General features: G+C 52.8%; 21 protein-coding genes. 13 read left to right on the plus strand and 8 right to left on the minus strand.

Translation table 11 applies throughout. The annotated features are described in order from the left end of the window. Positions 1–282 precede the first annotated feature (282 nt). The 6 genes from ACJJI8_RS05715 to ACJJI8_RS05740 all read left to right on the plus strand — a co-directional run bounded on the left by ACJJI8_RS05715 (position 283) and on the right by ACJJI8_RS05740 (position 7,515). On the plus strand, positions 283–2,022 hold the full coding sequence (locus ACJJI8_RS05715; protein WP_444934500.1) for a S8 family peptidase: 1,740 nt from the start codon (positions 283–285) through the stop codon (positions 2,020–2,022). 334 nt (positions 2,023–2,356) lie between these two features. Further along, positions 2,357–3,601: a sterol desaturase family protein gene (locus tag ACJJI8_RS05720; RefSeq protein ID WP_444934501.1), complete on the plus strand. Its 1,245-nt coding sequence runs from the start codon at positions 2,357–2,359 to the stop codon at positions 3,599–3,601. A 223-nt stretch (positions 3,602–3,824) separates the two neighbouring features. Continuing rightward, positions 3,825–4,445, plus strand: coding sequence for a guanylate kinase (gmk, locus tag ACJJI8_RS05725; RefSeq protein WP_444906844.1), 621 nt, complete (start codon positions 3,825–3,827; stop codon positions 4,443–4,445). Positions 4,446–4,543: 98 nt separating this feature from the next. After that, positions 4,544–4,807, plus strand: coding sequence for a DNA-directed RNA polymerase subunit omega (gene rpoZ, locus ACJJI8_RS05730; protein ID WP_413663830.1), 264 nt, complete (start codon positions 4,544–4,546; stop codon positions 4,805–4,807). Between the two features lie 51 nt (positions 4,808–4,858). After that, positions 4,859–6,976, plus strand: coding sequence for a bifunctional GTP diphosphokinase/guanosine-3',5'-bis pyrophosphate 3'-pyrophosphohydrolase (gene spoT, locus ACJJI8_RS05735; RefSeq protein WP_282930627.1), 2,118 nt, complete (start codon positions 4,859–4,861; stop codon positions 6,974–6,976). Positions 6,977–7,131: 155 nt separating this feature from the next. After that, positions 7,132–7,515, plus strand: coding sequence for a Rid family detoxifying hydrolase (locus ACJJI8_RS05740; protein WP_282930626.1), 384 nt, complete (start codon positions 7,132–7,134; stop codon positions 7,513–7,515). Positions 7,516–7,562: 47 nt separating this feature from the next. On the opposite strand, the gene ACJJI8_RS05745 is transcribed toward ACJJI8_RS05740, so the two are convergent. Next, the gene (locus tag ACJJI8_RS05745; RefSeq protein ID WP_282930625.1) at positions 7,563–8,447 is read right to left on the minus strand and encodes a sugar nucleotide-binding protein; all 885 of its coding nucleotides are present in this window, start codon (positions 8,445–8,447) and stop codon (positions 7,563–7,565) included. 142 nt (positions 8,448–8,589) lie between these two features. Continuing rightward, positions 8,590–8,850, minus strand: coding sequence for a GlsB/YeaQ/YmgE family stress response membrane protein (locus ACJJI8_RS05750; protein ID WP_108735039.1), 261 nt, complete (start codon positions 8,848–8,850; stop codon positions 8,590–8,592). 189 nt (positions 8,851–9,039) lie between these two features. Between ACJJI8_RS05750 and ACJJI8_RS05755 the strand changes: the two genes are divergently transcribed. Together ACJJI8_RS05755 and recG are read left to right on the plus strand one after the other, a co-directional pair. Continuing rightward, positions 9,040–9,963: a hydrogen peroxide-inducible genes activator gene (locus ACJJI8_RS05755; RefSeq protein ID WP_444934502.1), complete on the plus strand. Its 924-nt coding sequence runs from the start codon at positions 9,040–9,042 to the stop codon at positions 9,961–9,963. After that, positions 9,942–12,047, plus strand: coding sequence for an ATP-dependent DNA helicase RecG (recG, locus tag ACJJI8_RS05760; RefSeq protein WP_444934503.1), 2,106 nt, complete (start codon positions 9,942–9,944; stop codon positions 12,045–12,047). The genes ACJJI8_RS05755 and recG overlap by 22 nt, the downstream gene beginning before the upstream one ends. A gap of 10 nt (positions 12,048–12,057) precedes the next feature. Here the strand turns inward: recG and ACJJI8_RS05765 are convergent, their stop codons facing one another. Next, positions 12,058–13,374, minus strand: coding sequence for a dicarboxylate/amino acid:cation symporter (locus tag ACJJI8_RS05765; protein WP_444935146.1), 1,317 nt, complete (start codon positions 13,372–13,374; stop codon positions 12,058–12,060). Between the two features lie 74 nt (positions 13,375–13,448). Between ACJJI8_RS05765 and ACJJI8_RS05770 the strand changes: the two genes are divergently transcribed. The 4 genes from ACJJI8_RS05770 (at position 13,449) to phoR (ending at position 17,283) form a co-directional block, all read left to right on the plus strand. Further along, the gene (locus ACJJI8_RS05770; protein WP_444934504.1) at positions 13,449–14,126 is read left to right on the plus strand and encodes a chorismate--pyruvate lyase family protein; all 678 of its coding nucleotides are present in this window, start codon (positions 13,449–13,451) and stop codon (positions 14,124–14,126) included. Then, positions 14,123–15,004 (plus strand): 4-hydroxybenzoate octaprenyltransferase, encoded by an 882-nt coding sequence (gene ubiA, locus ACJJI8_RS05775; protein WP_444934505.1) that lies wholly within the window; start codon positions 14,123–14,125, stop codon positions 15,002–15,004. The genes ACJJI8_RS05770 and ubiA overlap by 4 nt, the downstream gene beginning before the upstream one ends. Positions 15,005–15,114: 110 nt before the next feature. Continuing rightward, positions 15,115–15,819 carry a phosphate regulon transcriptional regulator PhoB gene (gene phoB / locus ACJJI8_RS05780; RefSeq protein ID WP_108735044.1) on the plus strand — a complete coding sequence of 235 codons (705 nt, stop codon included), beginning with the start codon at positions 15,115–15,117 and terminating at the stop codon, positions 15,817–15,819. An 84-nt stretch (positions 15,820–15,903) separates the two neighbouring features. Beyond that, positions 15,904–17,283 carry a phosphate regulon sensor histidine kinase PhoR gene (gene phoR, locus ACJJI8_RS05785; protein ID WP_444934506.1) on the plus strand — a complete coding sequence of 460 codons (1,380 nt, stop codon included), beginning with the start codon at positions 15,904–15,906 and terminating at the stop codon, positions 17,281–17,283. 12 nt (positions 17,284–17,295) lie between these two features. Here phoR and ACJJI8_RS05790 read toward each other — a convergent pair whose 3' ends face one another. The 4 genes from ACJJI8_RS05790 to ACJJI8_RS05805 form a co-directional block, all read right to left on the minus strand. Beyond that, positions 17,296–17,655 (minus strand): hypothetical protein, encoded by a 360-nt coding sequence (locus ACJJI8_RS05790; protein WP_282930619.1) that lies wholly within the window; start codon positions 17,653–17,655, stop codon positions 17,296–17,298. A 2-nt stretch (positions 17,656–17,657) separates the two neighbouring features. Continuing rightward, the gene (locus ACJJI8_RS05795) at positions 17,658–18,269 is read right to left on the minus strand and encodes a DUF938 domain-containing protein (protein ID WP_413663836.1); all 612 of its coding nucleotides are present in this window, start codon (positions 18,267–18,269) and stop codon (positions 17,658–17,660) included. After that, entirely contained in the window at positions 18,266–19,042 is a 777-nt protein-coding gene (yaaA, locus tag ACJJI8_RS05800; RefSeq protein ID WP_444934507.1) for a peroxide stress protein YaaA, read from the minus strand. Before yaaA ends, ACJJI8_RS05795 begins: the two co-directional genes overlap by 4 nt. 79 nt (positions 19,043–19,121) lie before the next feature. Beyond that, a complete protein-coding gene (locus ACJJI8_RS05805) occupies positions 19,122–19,601 on the minus strand; it encodes a DUF4265 domain-containing protein (protein WP_444934508.1) in 480 nt (159 codons plus the stop codon). 72 nt (positions 19,602–19,673) lie between these two features. Here ACJJI8_RS05805 and ACJJI8_RS05810 point away from each other — a divergent pair, with 72 nt between their 5' ends. Then, on the plus strand, positions 19,674–20,960 hold the full coding sequence (locus tag ACJJI8_RS05810; protein ID WP_444934509.1) for a M48 family metalloprotease: 1,287 nt from the start codon (positions 19,674–19,676) through the stop codon (positions 20,958–20,960). Between the two features lie 78 nt (positions 20,961–21,038). Here the strand turns inward: ACJJI8_RS05810 and ACJJI8_RS05815 are convergent, their stop codons facing one another. Then, positions 21,039–21,890, minus strand: coding sequence for a putative porin (locus tag ACJJI8_RS05815; RefSeq protein ID WP_444934510.1), 852 nt, complete (start codon positions 21,888–21,890; stop codon positions 21,039–21,041). Between the last annotated feature and the right edge of the window lie 135 nt (positions 21,891–22,025).

Raw genomic sequence — 22,025 nt, forward strand, 5'->3', positions numbered from 1 at the left:
CACTATCAGATTTTTTTCCCAAAACTTATAAATTTGTCGCCAAAAGCCACACAAATTTAAAGGCTTAAGCTGAGGATAATAATTTCACGAACGTTATAAAGAAGTACCATTTTGAAACTTTGGTACCAATTTTGGTCAAACTGACTTACCGACTGTGAGAAAGACAGTTTCTAGGCCTATCCGTTAAGCAAATTTATTTTGTTAGTGCGGAGTTTTTCAGGAGTCTCCGGCCTATCGGAATACTGATAGCCGGATTTAAAATATCTCGGAGATATAACAATAATGAAATCATCATTGAAAAGTCTTTTGCAAAAGACGACTCTGGCGAGTGCGTTTTCGTTACTGTGTGCTACCCCTTTCGCTACTCACGCAGCGGACGCGGAAAAAACACTGCTAACCGACCGCATCATCGTAAAGTACAAGGAGAGCGCTAAAGTTGGGAGGGCGGCCACCATGGCCACAGAGACGGTCGAAAAAGCTTCCCGTCGCGCCGGCCACAAGATGCGCCACCTCCGCCGTATGGCCACTGGCGCCCAGGTAATGCGCCTGGAAGGCCGTAAAAGTAGAGCTGAAGTAAACGCGATCATCGATCGCCTGAAACAGGATCCGGATGTGGAATACGCAGAGCCGGACCTGATTATGAAAGCGATGGCCGAGCCCAATGACCCGAGCTATCTCAGCCAGTGGCATTACTACGAGTCCACCGGCGGATTGAACCTGCCCTCAGCTTGGGACGTTACCCAGGGCGATGGCGTAGTGGTTGCCGTACTCGATACCGGTTATCTCCCCCACGCCGATCTGGTAGACAATATCCTGCCAGGCTACGATATGATTTCTGACACTTTCGTCTCCGTAGATGGAGATGGACGTGATGACGATCCCACTGACCCAGGTGATTGGTATGAAGCCGGCACTTGCGACGATACCTCTGAGAGCGATAGCAGCTGGCACGGCACCCATGTAGCAGGCACTATCGCCGGGGTTACTAACAACAACATGGGTATCGCCGGTGTTGCCTACGATGCGAAGATCGTGCCCGTGCGCGTACTTGGACGCTGTGGTGGCTATACCTCGGATATTGCCGACGGAATCATCTGGGGTGCCGGCGGTTCTGTCAGCGGATTACCGAGCAACCAAAACCCGGCCCAAGTATTGAACCTGAGCCTCGGCGGTAGCGGTAGCTGCGACACTACCACGCAAAGTGCTATCGACACTGCGCGCAGCCTCGGCGCTACCGTGGTTGTCGCCGCTGGTAACAGTGGTGCCAACGCAAGCCAATACTCGCCCGCCAGCTGTGATGGGGTTATTACCGTTGCGGCAACTGACCGTACCGGCGGCCGCTCTTATTACTCCAACTATGGCAATGTAGTTGATGTCGCTGCACCCGGTGGCGCACAGAGCTTCGCAAACGATTCCGACGGTATCCTTTCCACCTACAACAACGGCTCTACCGATGCGGGCAGCGATAGCTACTATTACAGCCAGGGTACCAGTATGGCGGCCCCCCATGTCGCCGGCGCAGCTGCGCTGATTTATTCGGTTAACCCCGACGTTACTCCGGATGAAGTTGAGTCGATCCTCACCAGCACTGCTCGCAGCTTCCCCTCTTCTTGCAACAACTGCGGCTCCGGTATTGTGGACGCGGCAGCAGCTGTAGCTATGGCGAGCGGCGACGATAGTGGTAATGGCGACGACGACGATGACGACAGTGGCAGCAATGGTTCAGGTTGGACAGAAACTAACCTTTCTGGCAGCCAGGGCAGCTGGAATGACTTCACCATTGATGTTGAGTCTGGGACTTCCACCCTTACTATAGAGATGTCCGGTGGCTCCGGCGAAGTTGATCTCTACGTGCGCCACGGTAACTATCCTACCCTGCGTCGATATGACTGTCGTCCATACCTCTGGGGTAACGAGGAGAGCTGCACCATTAGCAACCCGGATTCCGGCACCTGGTACATCAGTGTCTATGGGTATGAATCCTACAGCGGTGTGACTTTGGAAGCGGAAGCTAGCGAGTAAATAGCGACCCGTTCAGAGTAAAAAAAGACCGGCATTTGCCGGTCTTTCTATTTATAAACTCCAAAGAAAATCCTTTCACGAAGAAAACCATGATTAAACATCGAAAGTCGCACCTAGCCGTGGTACCAATTCGACGTATCGCATGCTCTTGCCAATCTTTTGGTTAGTGCCAATCAGGCACCACTTTTGTAAACCTGAAAGTTAATTACGTCAAAATCCCTTCAGCGAATACTGACTGATTTCAGAATCCATACATCACTGGCATATGCGGCCCAGTAGCCGTGTGGCAGAGTTCAATAGATACGCTATCTAATAATAAAAATATGGGGTTTCTGTGGACCTGCTTACTTTCTCTATTCCATTTTTTCTGACCGCCATGCTTATGGAGTTCGCCCTAGATCGCTGGAAAGGCTGGGGGCTCTACAGGCTGAATGACACTATTGGCAATCTCAGCACGGGGATTCTCAATCGTATTATCGGGCTTACCTATAAAAGCTTATTCCTCGTTATCTATATCCCGCTGTTTACGTTGCTACAACCCTACTATCAATGGGTTGGTTTCAACTGGTCTATCGACAATGTCTGGCACCTGGCCCTGGCGGTTCTCGCATACGACTTCTGCTACTACTGGAAGCACCGTATCTGTCACGAGGTAAACATCTTTTGGGCAGAACACCTGGTGCACCACCAGAGTGAGGACTACAACCTGAGCACAGCATTGCGCCAGTCTTCGGGGGGGCTACAGCTGGATTGGATATTTTATCTACCGCTTCTATTGATTGGTTTGCCGGCAGAAATTGTTATTGTCGCCGGCGCAATTGATCTTATTTACCAGTTTTGGGTTCACACACAAAAAATACCCAAGATCCGCTGGTTGGAGTGGTTTGTCATTACCCCCTCGAATCACCGGGTACACCACGCCCAGAACGCTGTCTACGTAGATAAAAACTACGGCGGAATATTAATACTTTGGGATCGCTTATTTGGCACCTACCAGCAGGAACTCGAAACTGAGCCCTGTCTTTACGGTGTGCGTAAGCCCCTGAATACCTTTGATCCTTTAGCAGCCAATTTACAACACTTAAAGCGCATGGCAATTGATGCCTGGCATACGAAAAGCTGGTGGGACAAGTGCACTCTTTGGTTACGCCCCACAGGCTACAGACCCGCAGATGTAGAAAAATCCATGCCAGTAGCCTCTACCGATCTGACAAACTTTAAACGTTTCAACCCTGAAATTAGCCCTGGTTTGCGCAACTACGCATTCGCACAACACCTCTGTTACACCGCCACAACCTTATCTCTCCTCTGGTTCACCAGCGTATTGAGTTTCTGGCAACTTATGGGCTCGGTTATTGCCTTGATTATTTGCCTGGCAATTAATGGAAGGATACTGGATGGTCATCCTATTTCAGGGCGCCTCGAAACTTTGAGACTCGCAGCACTCATCTGCGCTATTCCGCTACTAAACAATACATATGTACCACTCTTCATATCCTACTTGCTCGCAAGCTCTTTGGTATGGTGGTGGTTGGCAACCCGGCGCAAAGAGGATAGAGTCACTTTCGTTAGCGATTAACAACAGGGAGATCCCCTTAATCACAGGTGGTTGGCGGTGATTGAGAAACTCCCGCGAGGCTATCCCGGCCGGGCCCAGGCGCGCAGGTGGTAACGCGCCCTGAATCTCCCAACAGATACCCCCACCCCGGTCGGGGGCTAGCCTTGTCCCTTCATGACACTCTTTCATCTCCAGACGCAAGCTTCGGTTATAATGGGCTCTTTGCTCGCGAACAGGATCAGTTGTGCAAACAGGAACCCTCTACACCGTCTCCGCTCCCTCCGGTGCAGGAAAAACCAGCTTGGTCAAAGCGCTGGTAGACAGCGACAGCCAGGTTACCGTATCGGTTTCCCATACCACTCGTGCCATGCGCCCAGGCGAAACTCACGGCGTTGACTATCACTTTGTCGAGCGAGAAGAATTTTTGGCAATGTTGGAGCGCGATGCTTTTTTTGAGCACGCCCAAGTTTATGGCGATAATTATTACGGCACCGCCAAAGCTGAGATCGAAGAGACTCTTGCCAGTGGTCGCGATGTAATCCTGGAAATCGATTGGCAGGGGGCCGAACAGGTTCGTCGCCTGCGCCCTGATGCAGTGGGTATTTTTATTTTGCCTCCGTCCCAGGAAGCCCTGCGTGAGCGCCTCACCGGACGCGGTCAGGACGATCAAGCGGTCATTGATCGCCGTATGGACCAGGCCATCGACGAAATGACCCATTATGTCGCCGCAGATTACCTGGTAATCAACGATAACTTCGAGCAAGCGTTAACAGAGCTGCGTGCCATTATCGTTGCCCAGCGACAGCGCTTAGAGCTGCAGCAACTGCGCCACGGCGATCTACTTCAGGCACTGTTGCGCCACTGAACCAATTGATCGAATTGCATACATTTCCCGGTCCGGTAAAATAGCCGGTCCCCTGTACAGAATTTGCCTTCGGGCACAGCAAATGGAAACGAAAGTTTATGGCACGTATTACCGTTGAAGATTGCCTTGAGCATGTGGACAACCGCTTCGAGCTCGTTATCGTCGGCAGCAAACGCGCCCGTCAGATCGCTACAGGCGGCAGGGATCCATTGGTTCCCGAAGAAAACGATAAGCCCACGGTAATTGCCCTGCGCGAAATCGAAGAGGGCCTGGTGGATGCCGCCATCCTCGACGAGCCGGAACGCGAAGAGGCACCTGCTCCTATCGTTGCCCCCAACTACCTAACAGATCAGCAAGTCTGATCAGGTCTCTTACTGGGTACTTTTTGTGTTTTACGAGAGGCGCGCGCGGCATTGCACACCATAGATAGTTTGGCCCACCGCCTCTCCTCATACCTTCCTCCCGACCAGATCCAAATCGTCCGCCGCGCCTATTTTTACGCGGAGCAGGCTCACGATGGTCAGCAGCGCCGTTCCGGCGAGCCCTATGTCACCCACCCGCTGGCAGTTGCCACTATTCTCGCGGGCATGCATATGGATCACGAGAGCTTGGCGGCAGCCATGTTGCACGATGTGATCGAGGATACGGGTATCCCCAAGGCAGCTTTGGCCGAGCAGTTTGGTGGAGAGGTTGCCGACCTGGTCGATGGGGTCTCCAAACTAACCCAGTTCGAGACCGACAGCCCTGCAGAAAAGCAGGCGGAAAACTTCCAGAAGATGGCGCTAGCCATGGCCCGCGATATCCGCGTGATTCTGGTCAAACTGGCCGACCGCCTGCACAATATGCGCACTCTTGGTGCACTGAAACCGCAGAAGCGTGCCCGTATTGCCCGCGAGACGCTGGAGATCTACGCACCCATCGCCCACCGACTGGGTATGAACGACGTTCGTATCGAGTTCGAGGATCGCGCTTTTTTTGCCATCTACCCACTACGTGCCAGCCGCTTGCGCGCCGCCCTGGTCGCCGCCCGCGGCAATCGCAAAGAGCTGCTGGAACAGATTCAGAATGCTATAGAACTGCGCTTGCAGCGGGAGGGCATCAGCTCTCTGGTGATTGGTCGGGAAAAGCACCTATTTAGCATCTACCAAAAGATGCGCGCCAAGAAGAAGTCCTTCAAGGAGATAATGGATGTCTACGCTTTCCGCATCATTGTGGACAGTGTGGATACCTGTTACCGGGTTCTCGGTGTTATGCACAGCCTGTACAAACCGGTAATCTCCGAGTTTAAAGATTACGTCGCTATCCCCAAATCCAATGGCTACCAGTCACTGCACACAGTGCTGCTGGGTATGCACGGGGTGCCCATTGAAGTTCAGGTCCGCACCAAGGAAATGGATGAAATGGCCAACAGTGGCATTGCCGCCCACTGGCTGTACAAAGCCTCCGGCGATGAGGTGATCAATACCGGTGGCACCAGCCAGGTGCGCGCACGGCGCTGGGTCCAGGGACTGCTGGAGATGCAGCAGCGCGCCGGCGACTCGTTAGAGTTTATTGAAAACGTAAAAATTGACCTGTTCCCGGATGAAGTTTACGTCTTTACCCCTAAAGGGCAGATCGTTGACCTCCCCGCAGGAGCCACTGCCGTGGACTTCGCCTATTCCGTACACACGGATATCGGCAACTCCTGTGTTGCCGTGCGTATCAATCAGCGCCTGGCCCCTTTGTCCCAACCTCTGGAAAGCGGGCAAAAAGTCGAGATTCTCACGCGCAAAACTGCACAGCCAAACCCTAACTGGCTCAATTTTGTAGTAACCGCCAAAGCGCGCAGTGCTATCCGTCACTTCCTCAAGCACCAGCGTCACCACGATTCCATTACCCTGGGCCGGCGCCTGCTGGAAAAAGCACTCAGTAAGTTCGACACGAGCCTAGACGCGCTATCGCCAGAGCAATTAGAAGCGGGCCTCAAAGAGGCGAAATGCGCAACTTTGGACAAGCTGCTGGAAGAGATAGGTATGGGCAGTAAAGTGGCCTTCTCTGCCGCTAAATTACTCGCGCCCGTCACCAGTGAAGAGACTGAAGCCAGCAATATCTCTTCTCCCTTAACGATCGATGCCCAAGAGGGCATGATGATCAGCTTCGCTCGCTGTTGCCGTCCTATTCCCGGGGATGCCATTATCGGCCATATCAGCTCGGGCAAAGGCGTAGTAGTACACCGCGACACCTGCCGCAATACCGGTGATTTTCGCGAGCACCCAGAAAACATCATGCTGGTGAACTGGTCACCGGATGTGACAGGAGAGTTCCTCGGTGATGTGCGGGTAGAAGTCGAGTCAGAGAGAGGGATTATTGCCCGACTGGCTACTCGTATTACGGAAGAGGGCGCCAGTATCGAGCAGATCAATGTGGATGAGAAGGATGCTCACAACAGCGTGATCTCCCTGACCCTGGAAGTCAGTGGCCGTGTACATTTGGCTCGGGTTATGAAGCGCCTGCGCAACCTCCCTTCTGTCATACGCATCGCCCGCCCTTGAGGAACACAAGGGAATCCCATTGGGAACTGCCATTAGGCTTCAAAGCGCGATATATTTAACCGACTTCTGAAAGCCCCGCAAATAAGTAAGGGATTAATCGGAAGTTCCGTATAGGTCTTCCTTTTCAACAATATTGATAAGTAATGGAGTACCCCATGCCCAATCGAGCCGTTATTAAAACCGACCGGGCACCCGCCGCAGCTGGTACCTATTCCCAGGCAGTAAAAGTGGATAATACTGTTTACCTGTCGGGACAAATCGCTCTGGACCCAGAGACACAACAGATGATTAGCGGAGGTTTTAGCGATGAAGTCCACCAGGTCTTTCGCAACCTCAGCGCAGTCTGTGAGGCCTCTGACGGATCGCTTCAGCATATTGTGAAACTCAATCTCTACATTACCGACAGCAGCAACTTTGCCGCTGTAAATGAGATAATGGCAGAGTTTTTCGAAGAGCCTTATCCCGCCAGGGCAACCGTCGTCGTCAAGGAGTTGCCGCGGGGAGCCCTTTTTGAAGCCGAAGCGATTATGGTGACCTGAAGCAAGAAGTTCTCGCCGATGCTGTGGCAATAATTGAGGAGGGCAGCTCAGCCCTCCGACTCCAACAGAGCGCTATAGCCCACCTTGTAATCTGGATATTTCAATTCGTAACCACTGGACAGCATCAACTGATTGCTGAGCTTTTTCGAGCGGCGCTCGCTCGTTTGCACAATCTCGCGCAGGTGGGCACTGGTATATCCCATCGCTTTTACCAACCACTGTTGCAGCTCGTACATCGGCACAGGCTGGCTATCGGCGCCTATATAAAGGGGCTCCGGGACCCACCCCTGTTTGTGCCTTTCAATAAGGTGCAATAAAAAACCAATACAATCATCGACATGGATGCGATTGCTATATTGCGGTGGCTGGGGAGGAGCGCAGCGACCAGCGCGAACCTGCGACAACAAGCGATCTCGACCAGGCCCATAAATTCCCGCAAAGCGCACAATGCAACTGTTGGGAATTGCGTTGCGAATGATCTCTTCAGCTGCCAGCAAACTATCTCCCTGAAAACCACTGGGCAGGGGTAAGGTTTGCTCATCGATAAAGTCGTCACCGCTTTGGCCATAAACACGAGTAGATGAAACCCAAATAACCAAGCGCGGTGGGGATGGAAGGTGCGGAACAACTTCAGCGACTGCCTTTGCCGTTTCCACATAGGCGCGGTGATAGCCGGTTGGTGTGTGCTCAGTGGGGGTAAATGTCGCGAGAATGACATCCGCCCCCGTAGACAACAAGCGTTCAATATCTTCTTTCTTAGTGGCATCCCCCCGGCGCCAATTCACCACATCTGCCCGGCGCTTACTCGCCAGAGCTACCAGGGGATTGCGCCGCATTCCATAAACCGCGTATTGCTTTCGGTCTATATGCAGTGCCAGTCTCGCCCCGAGGTCACCACACCCAAGGATCCAAAGCTTTTCTTGTTGTGTCATATAGTTCCCGGTGAACAATCTTTGCTGTCCACCTTATTCCCTTGATTCAGTGCTATTCAGTCCTAAGGTGCTGGGGTCATTTGGGCAAATATCAAATTCGGAATGCTTATAGTTCGCCGCCGAGGCTCTCCCCAAAGGCGGACTAGTTGCCACGCCTTTTGAACATGCGATAGATCGCAAGAAAAATTATCGCACCAATCGTAGCCGTTATTATGTCGCCAATTCCGAAACCAGTCACTGGGCCACCGAACCCAATCAAGGCACCCAGCCAGCCTCCAATAAAGGCACCGACAATGCCGATGACCATAGTGACTATCCAACCACCAGGATCTCTCCCGGGCATAATCCACTTTGCCAAAGCGCCGGCAATCAACCCGAGAATGACCCAGGACAGAACTCCCATGACGTATCTCCGTTCGGTGTGCCCCTTACAGATATAGCAAAATTTTGCGCCTCAATCCCACCTGAATTCCCAAAACTAGTAAATTTTCCCAATATTCGCTCTCAGCTTACAGATTGAGACAGGGTATTGGCCAGCGGCGATTATTTATGAATAATTACTATTACTAATGGCCATCTAATTGCCTCGACCATGACTCTCAATGAACTGCGCTATATCGTAACTCTCGCCCAGGAACAGCATTTTGGCCGTGCCGCCGAGCGCTGTTACGTCAGCCAACCGACACTCTCTATCGCGGTAAAGAAACTGGAGAAAGAGCTCGGTGTCGCTCTGTTTGAGCGCTCAAAAACTCGAGTGCAGGCAACCCCATTGGGCGAGAGAATTGTCGCCCAGGCCCAGCTGGTTCTGGAACAATCAGCAGCCATCAAAGACATCGCCAGCGCCGGCAAGGACCAGCTGGCGAGCCCCCTGTCAGTTGGCGCCATCTTTACTATTGGGCCCTACCTGTTCCCACACTTTATTCCCCAACTACAGCATTTGGCACCAGAAATGCCACTCTATGTTGAAGAGGGATATACCGCCACGCTGAGACAGAGGCTGCGCAAGGGTGAACTGGATGCCATCATTATTGCTCTCCCCTTTACCGAGCCCGACGTTGTCACCCAACCCCTGTACGACGAGCCATTTGTTGTATTGATGCCCGCAGGCCATCCACTTACAAAGCAGGAGGTTATCTCCCCGGATCAACTCACTGAAGACAATGTGCTTCTGCTGGGTGAGGGTCACTGCTTCCGCGATCAGGTACTGGAAGCTTGTCCGCACCTGCAGCTAACCATGGAAAAAGAAGCGGGCGGCGGCAGCATACGCACAGCCGCAGATGGCAGCTCACTGGAAACACTCCGCCATATGGTGGCCTCAGGGCTTGGAATTACCGTATTGCCACTCTCAGCCGCCACCGCATCACAGTATGCCAGTGGCCTGCTGGAGACCCGCCCCTTTACCGCACCGGGCCCACGCCGCACTGTAGCACTGGCCTGGCGGGCAAGCTTCCCCCGACACCGCGCAATCGACATACTGCGAGAGGCCATCAGCCAGTGTCACCTGACCGTGGAATAGATAACAACCTGGCCGAGCTGCCCGTTACCACCCTCAAAGGCGTGGGGGATAAATTTGCTCAGGTGTTGGCCAAACTCCATATCAACTCCCTACAGGATTTGGTTTTCCACTTGCCCCTACGCTACCAGGACCGCACCCGGGTGGTACCTATTGCCGGCCTCACCGCCGGTATGGATGTGGTAATCGAAGGGGAGGTCAGTGCCGCCGATGTCGTATTCGGCCGCCGCCGCAGCCTGGTGGTCAGATTACAGGATGGCAGCGGCACCTTAACCCTGCGCTTTTTTCATTTTTCTGCCGCACAGAAAAGCCGCTTTGCCCGAGGAACCCGAATACGCTGCTTTGGGGAGGCCCGTCGCGGAGCCAACGGCCTGGAGCTCTACCACCCGGAAACGGAAATCGTCGGTATCGAAAACGCGGAGACCGCAGATACCCTTACGCCGGTTTACCCACTAACAGAGGGTGTGAGCCAGGCCCGTATGCGAGGATTGGTGGAGCAGGCACTGGTTCTACTGAAAAACGGCGCTGTTACCGAGTTCTTGCCGGCAGAGCTATTACCCAAATCTCTGCGCTACCCCCTCAGGGACGCCTTGCTGTATTTGCACGCCCCTCCGGCTGGCACCCAGCTAGATCAACTGGCAGCAGGTACTCACCCCGCCCAGCAGCGTCTGGCCCTAGAAGAGTTACTGGCACACCATCTGAGTCTGCTGGAGTTGAGGCGCAATAGCGCTAGGGTAGCGGCACCACCTCTGTCCGTTAACCGATCCCTGGAGCGAGACTTTTTGTCGCGTCTGCCATTTTCCCTCACCGGAGCACAGCAGAGAGTTTGCGAGGAAATCGCTGAGGATCTGGCTCAGCAAACCCCGATGATGCGCTTATTGCAGGGAGATGTGGGCGCGGGAAAGACCCTGGTCGCCGCTATGGCTGCCCTCAAGGGTATCGGGGCCGGCGCCCAAGTAGCAGTCATGGCACCGACAGAAATCCTGGCAGAGCAGCACCGAATCAATTTTTGTAACTGGCTGGAACCTCTGGGTATTGAAGTTGCTCAGCTAACGGGCAGCTTAAAGGCTGCCGAGCGGCGTAAACAGCTAGGCAAAATAGCCAGTGGCGAGGCCCAGTTAGTGGTGGGCACCCACGCACTCTTCCAGGAGGAGGTGGCTTTCCACAACCTGGTGTTAGTGATTATCGACGAGCAACACCGCTTTGGTGTGCAACAGCGCCTGGAACTGCGTGAGAAAGGGGCGGCAAGTGGAGCTACCGGCAGGCTGCAACCCCACCAGCTGATTATGACCGCTACACCGATTCCCCGCACCCTCGCGATGTCCGCCTTCGCCGACCTGGATTGCTCGATCATCGATGAGCTGCCGCCGGGACGCCAACCCATCAACACCGTTGCCATTGCCAATGATCGGCGCGACCAGGTTATGGAACGGGTGCAAAGCGCTATCGCCGAGGGCCGCCAGGCCTACTGGGTCTGTACCCTTATCGAGGAATCGGAAAGTCTGCAGGCCCAGGCCGCAGAATCGACCGCCGAAGAGCTCGCCGAAATGCTCGAAGGCGTTCGCGTAGCCTTGGTACACGGCCGCCTGAAGCCAGAGCAAAAAGAGCGGGTGATGAGCGCCTTCAAGGCCGGGGAAGTGGATTTGCTGGTGGCCACCACGGTCATTGAAGTGGGCGTCGACGTGCCCAATGCCAGCCTGATGATTATCGAAAACCCCGAACGCCTGGGCCTGGCCCAATTGCACCAGTTGCGCGGCAGGGTCGGTCGCGGCTCCATCGCCAGCCACTGCGTGCTGCTGTACGGCACACCACTATCGCAGAATGGCCGCGCCCGCTTGCAAGCGCTGCGTCAACACAATGATGGTTTTGCTATTGCAGAGGAAGACCTGCGTCTGCGAGGTCCCGGGGAAATCCTCGGCACCCGCCAGACAGGGGAGATCCAGCACCGCATCGCAGACTTGCAGAGGGATGCTGAGCTGCTGCCGCAAGTGCAAAAAATTGCTATTTCCCCTCAATTGACAGAGGGCATGCGACAACAGTTGATTAAACGCTGGTTACAGAACAAGCCCCGATTTGCCGAGGCTTGAGGAGAGCGCCCTAGTGGGCGCCTACTGTGTTGTTGTCGTTAATGCTGACACTCTTGTAATTGGCATCGTAGTAAGTCTCTTCGTCCAGCGCACCTTCACTCTTCGCCACCACACTACTTACTACCGCATCACCGGTAATATTGACCGCCGTGCGCACCATATCCAGCAGGCGATCTACGCCGATCACAATGGCAATCCCCTCGAGCGGCAGACCCACCTGCTGCAATACCATACCCAACATAATCAGGCCGACGCCGGGCACTCCAGCAGTACCAATAGACGCCAGAGTTGCTGTCAGGATCACCGTCAGAAAGCCGGTCAGGCCGATCTCAATTCCAAAGAACTGGGCAATAAAGACCGTAGCCACACCCTGCATAATCGCGGTGCCATCCATATTGATAGTCGCGCCTAAGGGAACTGTGAATGCAGCAATTTTATTATCCACACCCAGGCGCTTCTCTACCGTCGACAAAGTCACCGGGATAGTGGCAGCAGAGGAAGCGGTACTGAAGGCGAAAACCATGGTCGACCACATTTTCTTCAGTAGCTCTAAGGGGTTGAGCCCACTCAGCAGCTTCAGAATTACCGAGTAAGTGCCCAATGCATGCAGAAGCAGGGCACAGAGCACGACCAGGAAATACTTTCCGAGTTGTATCAAACCCCCAAACCCAAGGTCGGCAAAGGTTTTCGCCAATAGCGCAAAAACGCCATAGGGGGCAAATACCATCAATACACCAACCATGCGCAGTACAACGGAATTGAGGTCATTAAAGAAAGCGGCGATACGCTGGCCCGGCTCCCCACAGCGGGAAATCGCATAGCCCATCAACAGGGCAAATACGATAATCTGCAGCATATTTCCCTCAGCCATAGCGGCTACAGGATTGGTCGGGAATATATTGACCAGCACCTCGGAAAGCGGTGGGGACTCCTTCGGCACAAATGTTGAAGCGGCTTCAGCTGCAGTCTCATTAACACCAACTCCGGGCTGGAAGATCAATGCCAGGCACAATGCCAGAGTAATGGCGATGGCCGTTGTCACCATATAGAGAAGGACGGTTTTACCCGCCAGCGGCCCAATTCGGCTGCCTTCCGACAGGGCACAGGCTCCGCTGATCAGAGAAACTAGCACCAAAGGCACCACCATCAACTTCAGCGACGCAATAAAGATACGGCCGATAACATCGAACAGGCCTTCAGTCAGATAGAGATTAATAGCACTGTTCACACCAGCACCAAACAGCTGGCTCATATTCAAGTAATTAAATAAACACCCCACGGCAATGCCCGCAAGCATTCCCACTAAGATTTTGGTAGTAAGCCCCATAACAAGCTTCTCTTTATGAATCGTTGTTTTCATTGCAGTGAGCACTATATCCATTGCCGTGCTAGGGAGCAAAAATGCAACAGGGAGAGACCTGTTGCCACCGGCCGGGATACAATGGGGCCTTTATCCAGACTGCGGAGTTATCGTTGCACCAATCACCATTTGTGCCCTCTGGCGATTGGCAGAGTTTGCCTCTTGAAACCCAGCTGCAACCACCCAAAAATCTGGTGCCCTGGCTGACCTATTCCGGATCACTCACCGCCGCTCTCAAGCAGCAAAGTGACGGGGACTTTTATGTTCGCGTGCTGTATCAGGGTTGGCAGACACCCCGCCCTGAAGAATGCCTTGTACTGGGATTGCACAATGGTAACCGGACCCTGATTCGGGAAGTTTTGCTCTACGGTTGCGGACAGCCCTGGGTGTATGCCCGCAGCGTTTTACCCGAGCGCAGCCTGCAAGGAAAATCTCGCAATCTGCGCAGCCTGGATACTCGCCCGCTGGGGGAGTTGCTGTTTAGTGAGCCGGGCATTCGCAGGGGGGAGATCGCCCTAAATTTGCTGCAGAAATCTCCTGGCTGCGCCGATCGTGAACTTGGGGAAAAGGATTCTGAAGTCTGGGGTCGCCGCTCGGTATTCTGGCTGCGGGACAAGCCTTTACTGGTGTCAGAGGCTTTTCTTCCCAACTTCACACCGACAAGTGACCCCATAGCGCAAGAAACTGCCAAAACTATCGCAACTGAGGATTCACTGTGATCAGCCAACAGATCGCACAACACTGGCCCACAGCGCTGCCCTACTGGCAATTGGCGAGGATGGACAAGCCCATAGGTTCACTCCTGTTACTCTGGCCCACTTGGTGCGCACTATGGCTAGCCGCTGGGGGATGGCCGGGCTTCCACTTGTTTATCGTATTTACACTTGGGGTGATCCTGATGCGAGCGGCTGGCTGCGCAGTCAATGACTTCGCCGATCGCAAAATTGACGCCCATGTAAAACGCACCGCAGAGCGCCCCCTGGCCACCGGCGCACTGACTCCCAAGTCTGCATTGGCGCTTTTCGCCGGGCTCAGCGCTGCCGCCTTCCTACTGGTACTCACCACCAACACACTCACGATTCTCCTCTCGTTTTTAGCTCTGGCTCTGGCATTCGGCTATCCCTTTGCAAAGCGCCACACACACCTACCCCAGATGGTCCTGGGCGCCGCCTTTAGTATGGGAATCCCCATGTCTTTCGCAGCGGTTACAGGAGAAGTACCAGCGGAGGCCTGGTTGCTCTATACCGCCAACCTGGTTTGGACCCTGTGCTATGACACTTTCTATGCGATGGTGGACCGCGATGACGATCTTCAGATCGGCGTTAAATCCACCGCCATTTTGTTTGGGGAAATGGACAAAGTCATCACCGGAACTTTACAACTTTTAGTTCTAATAGCCCTGCTGCTTATTGGGTCAAGGTTCTCACTCGGTATTTTTTACTACTTGGCGCTATTGCCGGTTTGCAGTTTATTCGTTTATCAGCAGTGGCTGATTCGGGACCGAGGTCGAGAGGGCTGTTTTCAGGCTTTTATCAACAATAATTGGGTAGGATTTGCCATTTTCGCCGGCATATCGCTGCATTTTCTGCTGAATTGAAAGATGAGTGGGCCCCAGAAGTGGAGCGTCATATATTTGTCATATAAATCCCGTTTAATCCTCGGCCATAACTGGGGAAACCCTGACAACAGAGCGGGTATGGCAGGCAAATGCACAGTAAAACGATCCTGATTGTCGATGACGAATCCGCAGTGCGCGATATGCTGCGGGTCGCACTGGAAATGGCGGATTACCGCTGCCTTGAGGCGGAAAACGCCCAGGAAGCTCACGCCCTGATTATCGACGAGAAGCCAGACTTAGTGCTGCTCGACTGGATGCTGCCGGATGTTTCCGGGGTAGAGCTAGCGAGGCGCCTCAAGCGCGATGAACTCACCACCTCGTTGCCGATCATCATGCTCACGGCAAAAGGTGAAGAAGACAATAAAATCAAAGGGTTAGAGACCGGGGCCGACGATTACATCACCAAGCCTTTCTCCCCCCGGGAGCTGGTTGCACGCTTAAAGGCCGTACTGCGCCGTGCGGGCCCGGCAACCCCGGAAGAGCCGCTCAGTGCCGGCGCACTGATATTGGACCCACTGAGTCACCGAGTCACTATCAAAGGGCAGCCGGTGGATATGGGGCCAACAGAATTTCGCCTGCTCACCTTCTTCCTCTCCCACCAGGAGCGCGCCTATACACGCACCCAACTCCTCGATCATGTATGGGGTGGGAATGTCTATGTGGAGGAGCGCACCGTGGATGTCCATATCCGCCGTCTGCGCAAAGCCCTGGCCATTGATGGCCACGACCGCTATATCCAGACAGTTCGCGGCACCGGGTATCGGTTTTCTGTGCAAACCGCAGAAAAAGTGTGACAATCCTCTCTGGATCGGTACCGATCCCTGCAGAATCAAACCTCCGCACTTAACGGGTGCGGGCCTGGTTCCATGAGGTATTGAATGCGGGCGGAAGAGGCTGTGCCACTGCCGCCATCTATCAGGCAACACGGCAACTCTATGTTGGATCGCAGTATTGGCGAGTTCTCGCGTTTCGTAATTATCGCCCTGGGGTGCACCATTCTCGGTGTCACCTCCGGCAGCTGGTCTCTCGCCCTGATTGCGGGATTGGCCAGCTACCTGATCTCAGTGCTGTGGCAACAGCAACGTTTCAACCGCTGGCTGGCAAACGGCAGACGCGGCCCAGCCCCAACCGCCTTTGGTATTTGGGGCGAAATCTACGACGACTTTTACCGTATGCAGCGGCGCCACCGCCGCGAGAAGCAGAAACTGCACGTGATGTTGCGCCGGGTACAAGACAGTACCAGCGCCCTGCGCGAAGGCATTGTAGCCCTGGAAGACGGCGATAACCTGGCTTGGTGGAACCCTGCAGCGGGTGAACTCCTTGGGTTGCAGGCCAGTGATTCCGGCCAGTCATTAGTCAACTTTGTCCGCGACCCTGGCTTTGTCAGCTATATGCACGGTGATAACAGCGGAGAACCCCTCACTCTGCCCGCACCTGGCAATGAAGCCCGCATGTTACAGCTGGAAGTCACCCGCTACGGTAAAGATGAGGCTTTGGTCATTGTTCGCGACATCACCCGTTTACACAATCTCGAGCAGATGCGCCGGGATTTTGTCGCCAATGTTTCCCATGAGCTGCGCACCCCCCTCACGGTAATTGCCGGCTACCTGGAAACACTACAAAGCAGTGATATGGCACCGCCTCCCTGGAGGAAACCCCTGGCTCAAATGGAGGAGCAGACTGGCCGCATGAGTACGCTGGTCAATGACCTGCTGCTATTGGCTCGCTTAGAGACCTCAGAGCGCAAAAGCGGGGATATGGCTGTAGCTGTGCCAGAATTGATTGAGAGGGTGGCCCAGGAAGCGCGCAGCTTCAGTGGCGATCGGGATCATCATATCGAAGTTGATTGCAAAGGGGATTGCTACCTCAATGGAGACCCCGGCGAATTACACAGTGCGTTTGCCAACTTAGCTTTAAATGCAGTGAAATACACTCCCGAAGAGGGCAGAATTCAATTGCGCTGGTGGCAGGATGACAAAGGCGGGCACTTTTCCGTAGAGGACAATGGTATCGGTATCGATTCGATCCATATTCCCCGCCTGACTGAGCGCTTCTATCGAGTTGATCCAGGCCGCTCACGGGACAGTGGCGGCACAGGTCTCGGGTTGGCGATCGTTAAGCATGTGTTGCTGCGACACAATGGAGAAATGAGTGTAGAAAGCACGCCCGGGCAGGGCAGTCTCTTCACGCTTCACTTTCCGCCAGCAAAGCTGGCTCAAAAGCCAGCATCCAGGTTGAGTTCTGAAGCCGCTAATTAAAGCGGCTTTCGATTACTCCAGTTCCTGCAGTTCTACTTCTTTACCGTCTTTGACATAGCTGGCCGTGCCCTCTTTACCCAGAGCGTTTGCTTCCCGGCGCAAAACCAAATGGTGCAACTGCAAATCCCCATCGCGCAGCAGTAGGTGCTCATTGCCCTCATCATCGGTAGGCAGGGCCTTAGCACCAATGAGGGCATCTCGCAGAGCGCGCAGCTTGGGCACATCGCGATAGCGATTCAAGTCATTCGACAAACGGGCTTTCATGCGCTCACTCTCATGCAGTGCCGCCGCTGTCTCACGGTACTTGGCAAAAAAGAATACGGCTCCAATGGCAAAAGCTACGATCACCGCTATTTCAAACCACTCAGGCATAGTTACTCCTTATTATCATTTTTGCGCCAAACAATTAATTGATTATTGGCCGGCAAGAAATTTAGTTCTGTGCGACTGAACCCCGCACTCTCTGCCAGCTGATCGAGCCATTCGAGATCGCGAATCCCCCGCTCGGGATCATGCTCCTTCAACTCGATATCAAAATCCGCATTAGTAGGGCCAATAAACTCTCCTGCAATTTTCACTGGACCGTAAACGATCAACAAACCTTCCGGCTCCAGAACATCGGCACTGTGCAGAAAGAACTTTTGTACCAGTTCAGCCGACATAATATGTAAGGTGTTTGCAGTGAAAATAGCATCAGCCGAAATCTCGGGCCAAAATTCGCCAACATCGAGCACTAGCGGCTGTGGCAGGTTGCTATTGGGGACCTCCGCCAGCCAGGACTTTACTACCTCCAGCTGTTGCGATCGCTCTGAAGTTTGCCATTCAAGATGCGGTAAATGCGGAGCAAAATATACTGCGTGCTGACCAGTACCACTGCCAACCTCAAGCACTTTGCGACTTAAAGCCAACAGGCGAGTCAGTTGTTGGAGAATCGGCTCGCGATTGCGCCCGCAGGAGGGCGCATTCGGCAATTCAGTACTACTCACTGCGGTTCATCCCGGGTAAATACCCAATCCCACTCAGTGGACATATTCAGGTTATAGACATAACCGGCCACATCAAACCCTTTCAGCTCTTCAGCCTTCTTTACCCTCTGGTCAATGGCCCAGCGACTCATCATGCCTCTGGCTTTTTTAGCGAAGAAGCTAATCATCTTATACTGACCATTTTTCAGGTCCTTAAAATGCGGGGTGATCACCTGAGCATCAAGCTGCTTGGTTTTGACTGATTTGAAATATTCATTGGATGCGAGGTTTACCAACTCGCGACTCTTCACGCCCTGCAACTGCGCATTCAATGCTTCGGTAATCTTATCTCCCCAAAATTCATAGAGATTCTTACCCTTGGCATTTTCAAATTTAGTGCCCATCTCGAGGCGATAGGGTTGCATCAAGTCCAACGGGCGCAGCAAACCATAAAGGCCAGAGAGCATACGTAAGTGCTTTTGCGCATAGGCAAAGTCCCGCTTACCCATAGTCTCCGCCTCCAATCCAGTATAAACATCACCTTTAAAGGCGAGCAGGGCGGGGCGGGCGTTGTTATCGGTAAACGGGCGCTTCCAAGTGTGGAAGCGATCGTAATTCAAGACTCCCAACTTATCTGAAATCTTCATCAAGCTGGAAACCTGCTGCGGGCTCAGTTCGCGCAACTCTTTGATCAGGGCTGCTGACTCTTTCAAAAAGTCCGGCTGGGTGGTTTCCAGTGAGGGAATATCACTTTCATAGTCCAGGGTTTTCGCCGGTGAAATAACTATTAACATCGGGTGCCTTCTCGCTTCTCTATCGCCTCAACCACACACTACCAAGCTATTGTGGCTGGCCCAAATATATCGCGGATGTTTACTCCGGCTTTAGAACGTCCTGCCACCAATTGAGTGGAGTCTGCCCGTCTTTAGGGTCATAAACATTGCCGTAATACCAAACGCTGTTAGCCCCATCGCAGGCACTGTTGAGGATCTCCTCAATCTTATCGAATCCACAACTGACATGAATGCTGTAGACCAATACGCGCGGTGCCTCAAGATCCAACTCACCCCCGAGCTTTTCCAGCTGTGGGGTCAACTTATCAGACATTTCCGTGCTATCGCCGCGACAAAAAATACGCACCGCCAAATTGCCCGAGCGCTTTACCAACTCAAATTGCTGGGTGTCTTTATCGACCTTAATGTAATCCCCACTGGCGATTCCCTTAATAAAGACAGGGGATCGCACCAGTTGGCAGCTATCATCCTCGCTCACACGAACCTGTAGCCGTTCCACAACGGGCTCACCTTCGGGGTTGTTGCCCGCAAATAACTCAATGACTTGAAGTGCCGTCATAAACCTCAGTTCCCGTACTGTGTACAATGAGTAACCATTCTAATGACTCAACATTATACAGGGAGGGAGGCAATGATCTCGCGTACCCAAGCGCTTACGGCATGTGTCGCGTTTTGGACAACCACGATTCTCGGAGGATGCGTTGTCAATCCAGTCACCGGTGAGAAACAGGTTTCGCTGATATCTCCGCAGCAGGAAGTTCAACTGGGGCAACAGCACTACGCTGCCAATCAACAGCAGCAAGGCGGCCAATACACCATTGACCCAGCCTTGCAAAACTACGTCAGCCAGGTTGGCCAAAAGCTGGCGCGGGTCTCAGACCGCCCCCAGCTACCTTACGAGTTTGTGGTTCTGAACAACTCGGTTCCCAACGCCTGGGCCCTGCCCGGCGGCAAAATTGCCATCAATCGAGGCCTGCTGGTGTTACTCGATGACGAAGCTGAGCTCGCTGCCGTACTGAGCCATGAGATAGTTCACGCTGCTGCGCGACATTCCGCAACTGCAATGTCCCAACAACAATTACTGGGCGCAGGCCTGGCAATCGTGGGGGCTGCCACCCAGGACTCTGGCTACTCTGACTTGATCTCCACCGGGACTCAACTGGGAGGCTCCGCCTATATTGCCCGCTACAGTCGCGGCAATGAGTTAGAGTCAGATCAGTACGGCATGAAATATATGGCCGCTGCAGGATATGACCCCCAGGGAGCCGTACGCCTGCAAAGAAAGTTTGTTGAACTGTCAGAGGGGCGGCAAACCAGTGGATTGGAAGCACTCTTTGCCAGCCATCCCCCTTCCCAGTCTCGTGTCAGCGCTAATATCAAGCACAGTCAATCTCTACCCAAAGGGGGAATCACCAACCGGGCCGCCTACCAAAAAGCCATAGCGCAATTAAAGCGCGATGCCGATGCTTACAAGAATTACGACGATGCGGTTGCCGCAACCAATAGTAAAAAGTTTGACTCTGCACTAAAGTTGGTGAGAAAAGCTCAAAAACAGCAACCCAAAGAAGCTGCCTTTTTTGCGCTAGAAGGCGATTTACTCAGCCAAAAGAAACAATATAAAAATGCCCGAAAGGCATACGACAGTGCCATTCAAAAGAATCCGGCGCTATTTTCGTATTGGCTAAAACGGGGAGTCACTAATATCCAATTAAAAAATTATAGCTCTGCAGAGGTCGACCTAACCAGATCACTACGCTATCTGGATACCGCTTACGCTCACTACTATCTCGGCCAGACCTATGAGAGGCAGGGAAATAAGCAAAGTGCTTACAAGCACTATCAAGAGGCGGCTGGAGCTGGAGGGGAGGTTGGCACCATGGCGCAAAATAGAATTAAAGTCATTAGTGGAAAAGGATAAAACAGGCAATTTAGTTTTTTTCTCGTCACATATACAAATTAAAAGGGCTATCTTTGATAGCCCTTTTAATCAGTAAAGTTACAGCTGAACAGTCAAACCCAGTTCAAACTTATCTACATCGATATCAGCACTACCACCAACGCCATAGGTATTCAATCCAAAGCTACGGATATTGAGTCCATCAGCAAACATAGTGCTGTAAGCAGCTTCAACAGCAACATTGCGACTAAAGAAGTGCGAGAACCCTACCTTCACATCTTCATTCTCATCAAACTTCGCACCAAAAGAAGTATTCTGAGAGAGGAAGTAATCTGCACCCACCTGCCAGTAGTCACTACCACCGTCATAATCGGCATAAGCAAATTCTGCTGTTAAATACTGATCACCAGCCAAGTTACCGAAGTACTTGGTAGAAAAAACACTCGCATCATCTCCAGCGATAAAATCAAACCCAATATAATCAGAGCCATTCAATTGGTGATTGTAACGAAGCTCAACAAAAGTCTCATCAACCCCATCAAAATCAGTGTGAGACAGCTCCACCAAGAAATTGGGAGTAAACAAATAACCTAAAGAAGCTGTATTAACACCCTCATCATCAACTTCAGTTAGGCTCGCACCTAAAACCAAACCAAAGCTAGTGAAGTACTCACCGGCAATAGCAAAGTTATCTAAATCTTGACTGGATACGTCGTAGTGAGTGTAAGCCGCAGATATATTGCTAGCTTTATTGATATATTCAAACTCTTTCAGAGGACCCAGGGCCTCTTTACCAGAAAAATAATAAGTTGTTTCAGCGGAAAACTGATTACCATCAGTACCATCAAAATCCAGGTTAGAGTAACCAACAGTAGTGATAGAATTGTATTCCTCTGCACCAGCAGTAGCGGCAACAAGCATCAGGGGAAGAGCAGCAAGCTTGAATCTCATTTGATAAATCCTTCGTTAACGTAGCGATCCAAATTGGGCTGCGGATTGTAGCAAAAGTTTTTTGGTGCGCAACAACAGCAAATTACACGATAAGCAATTAGAGCCAAATTTGCGGTAAAGCGAATATTTTTTTTC

This window comes from Microbulbifer maximicatervae (SeqCode), assembly GCF_052467695.1.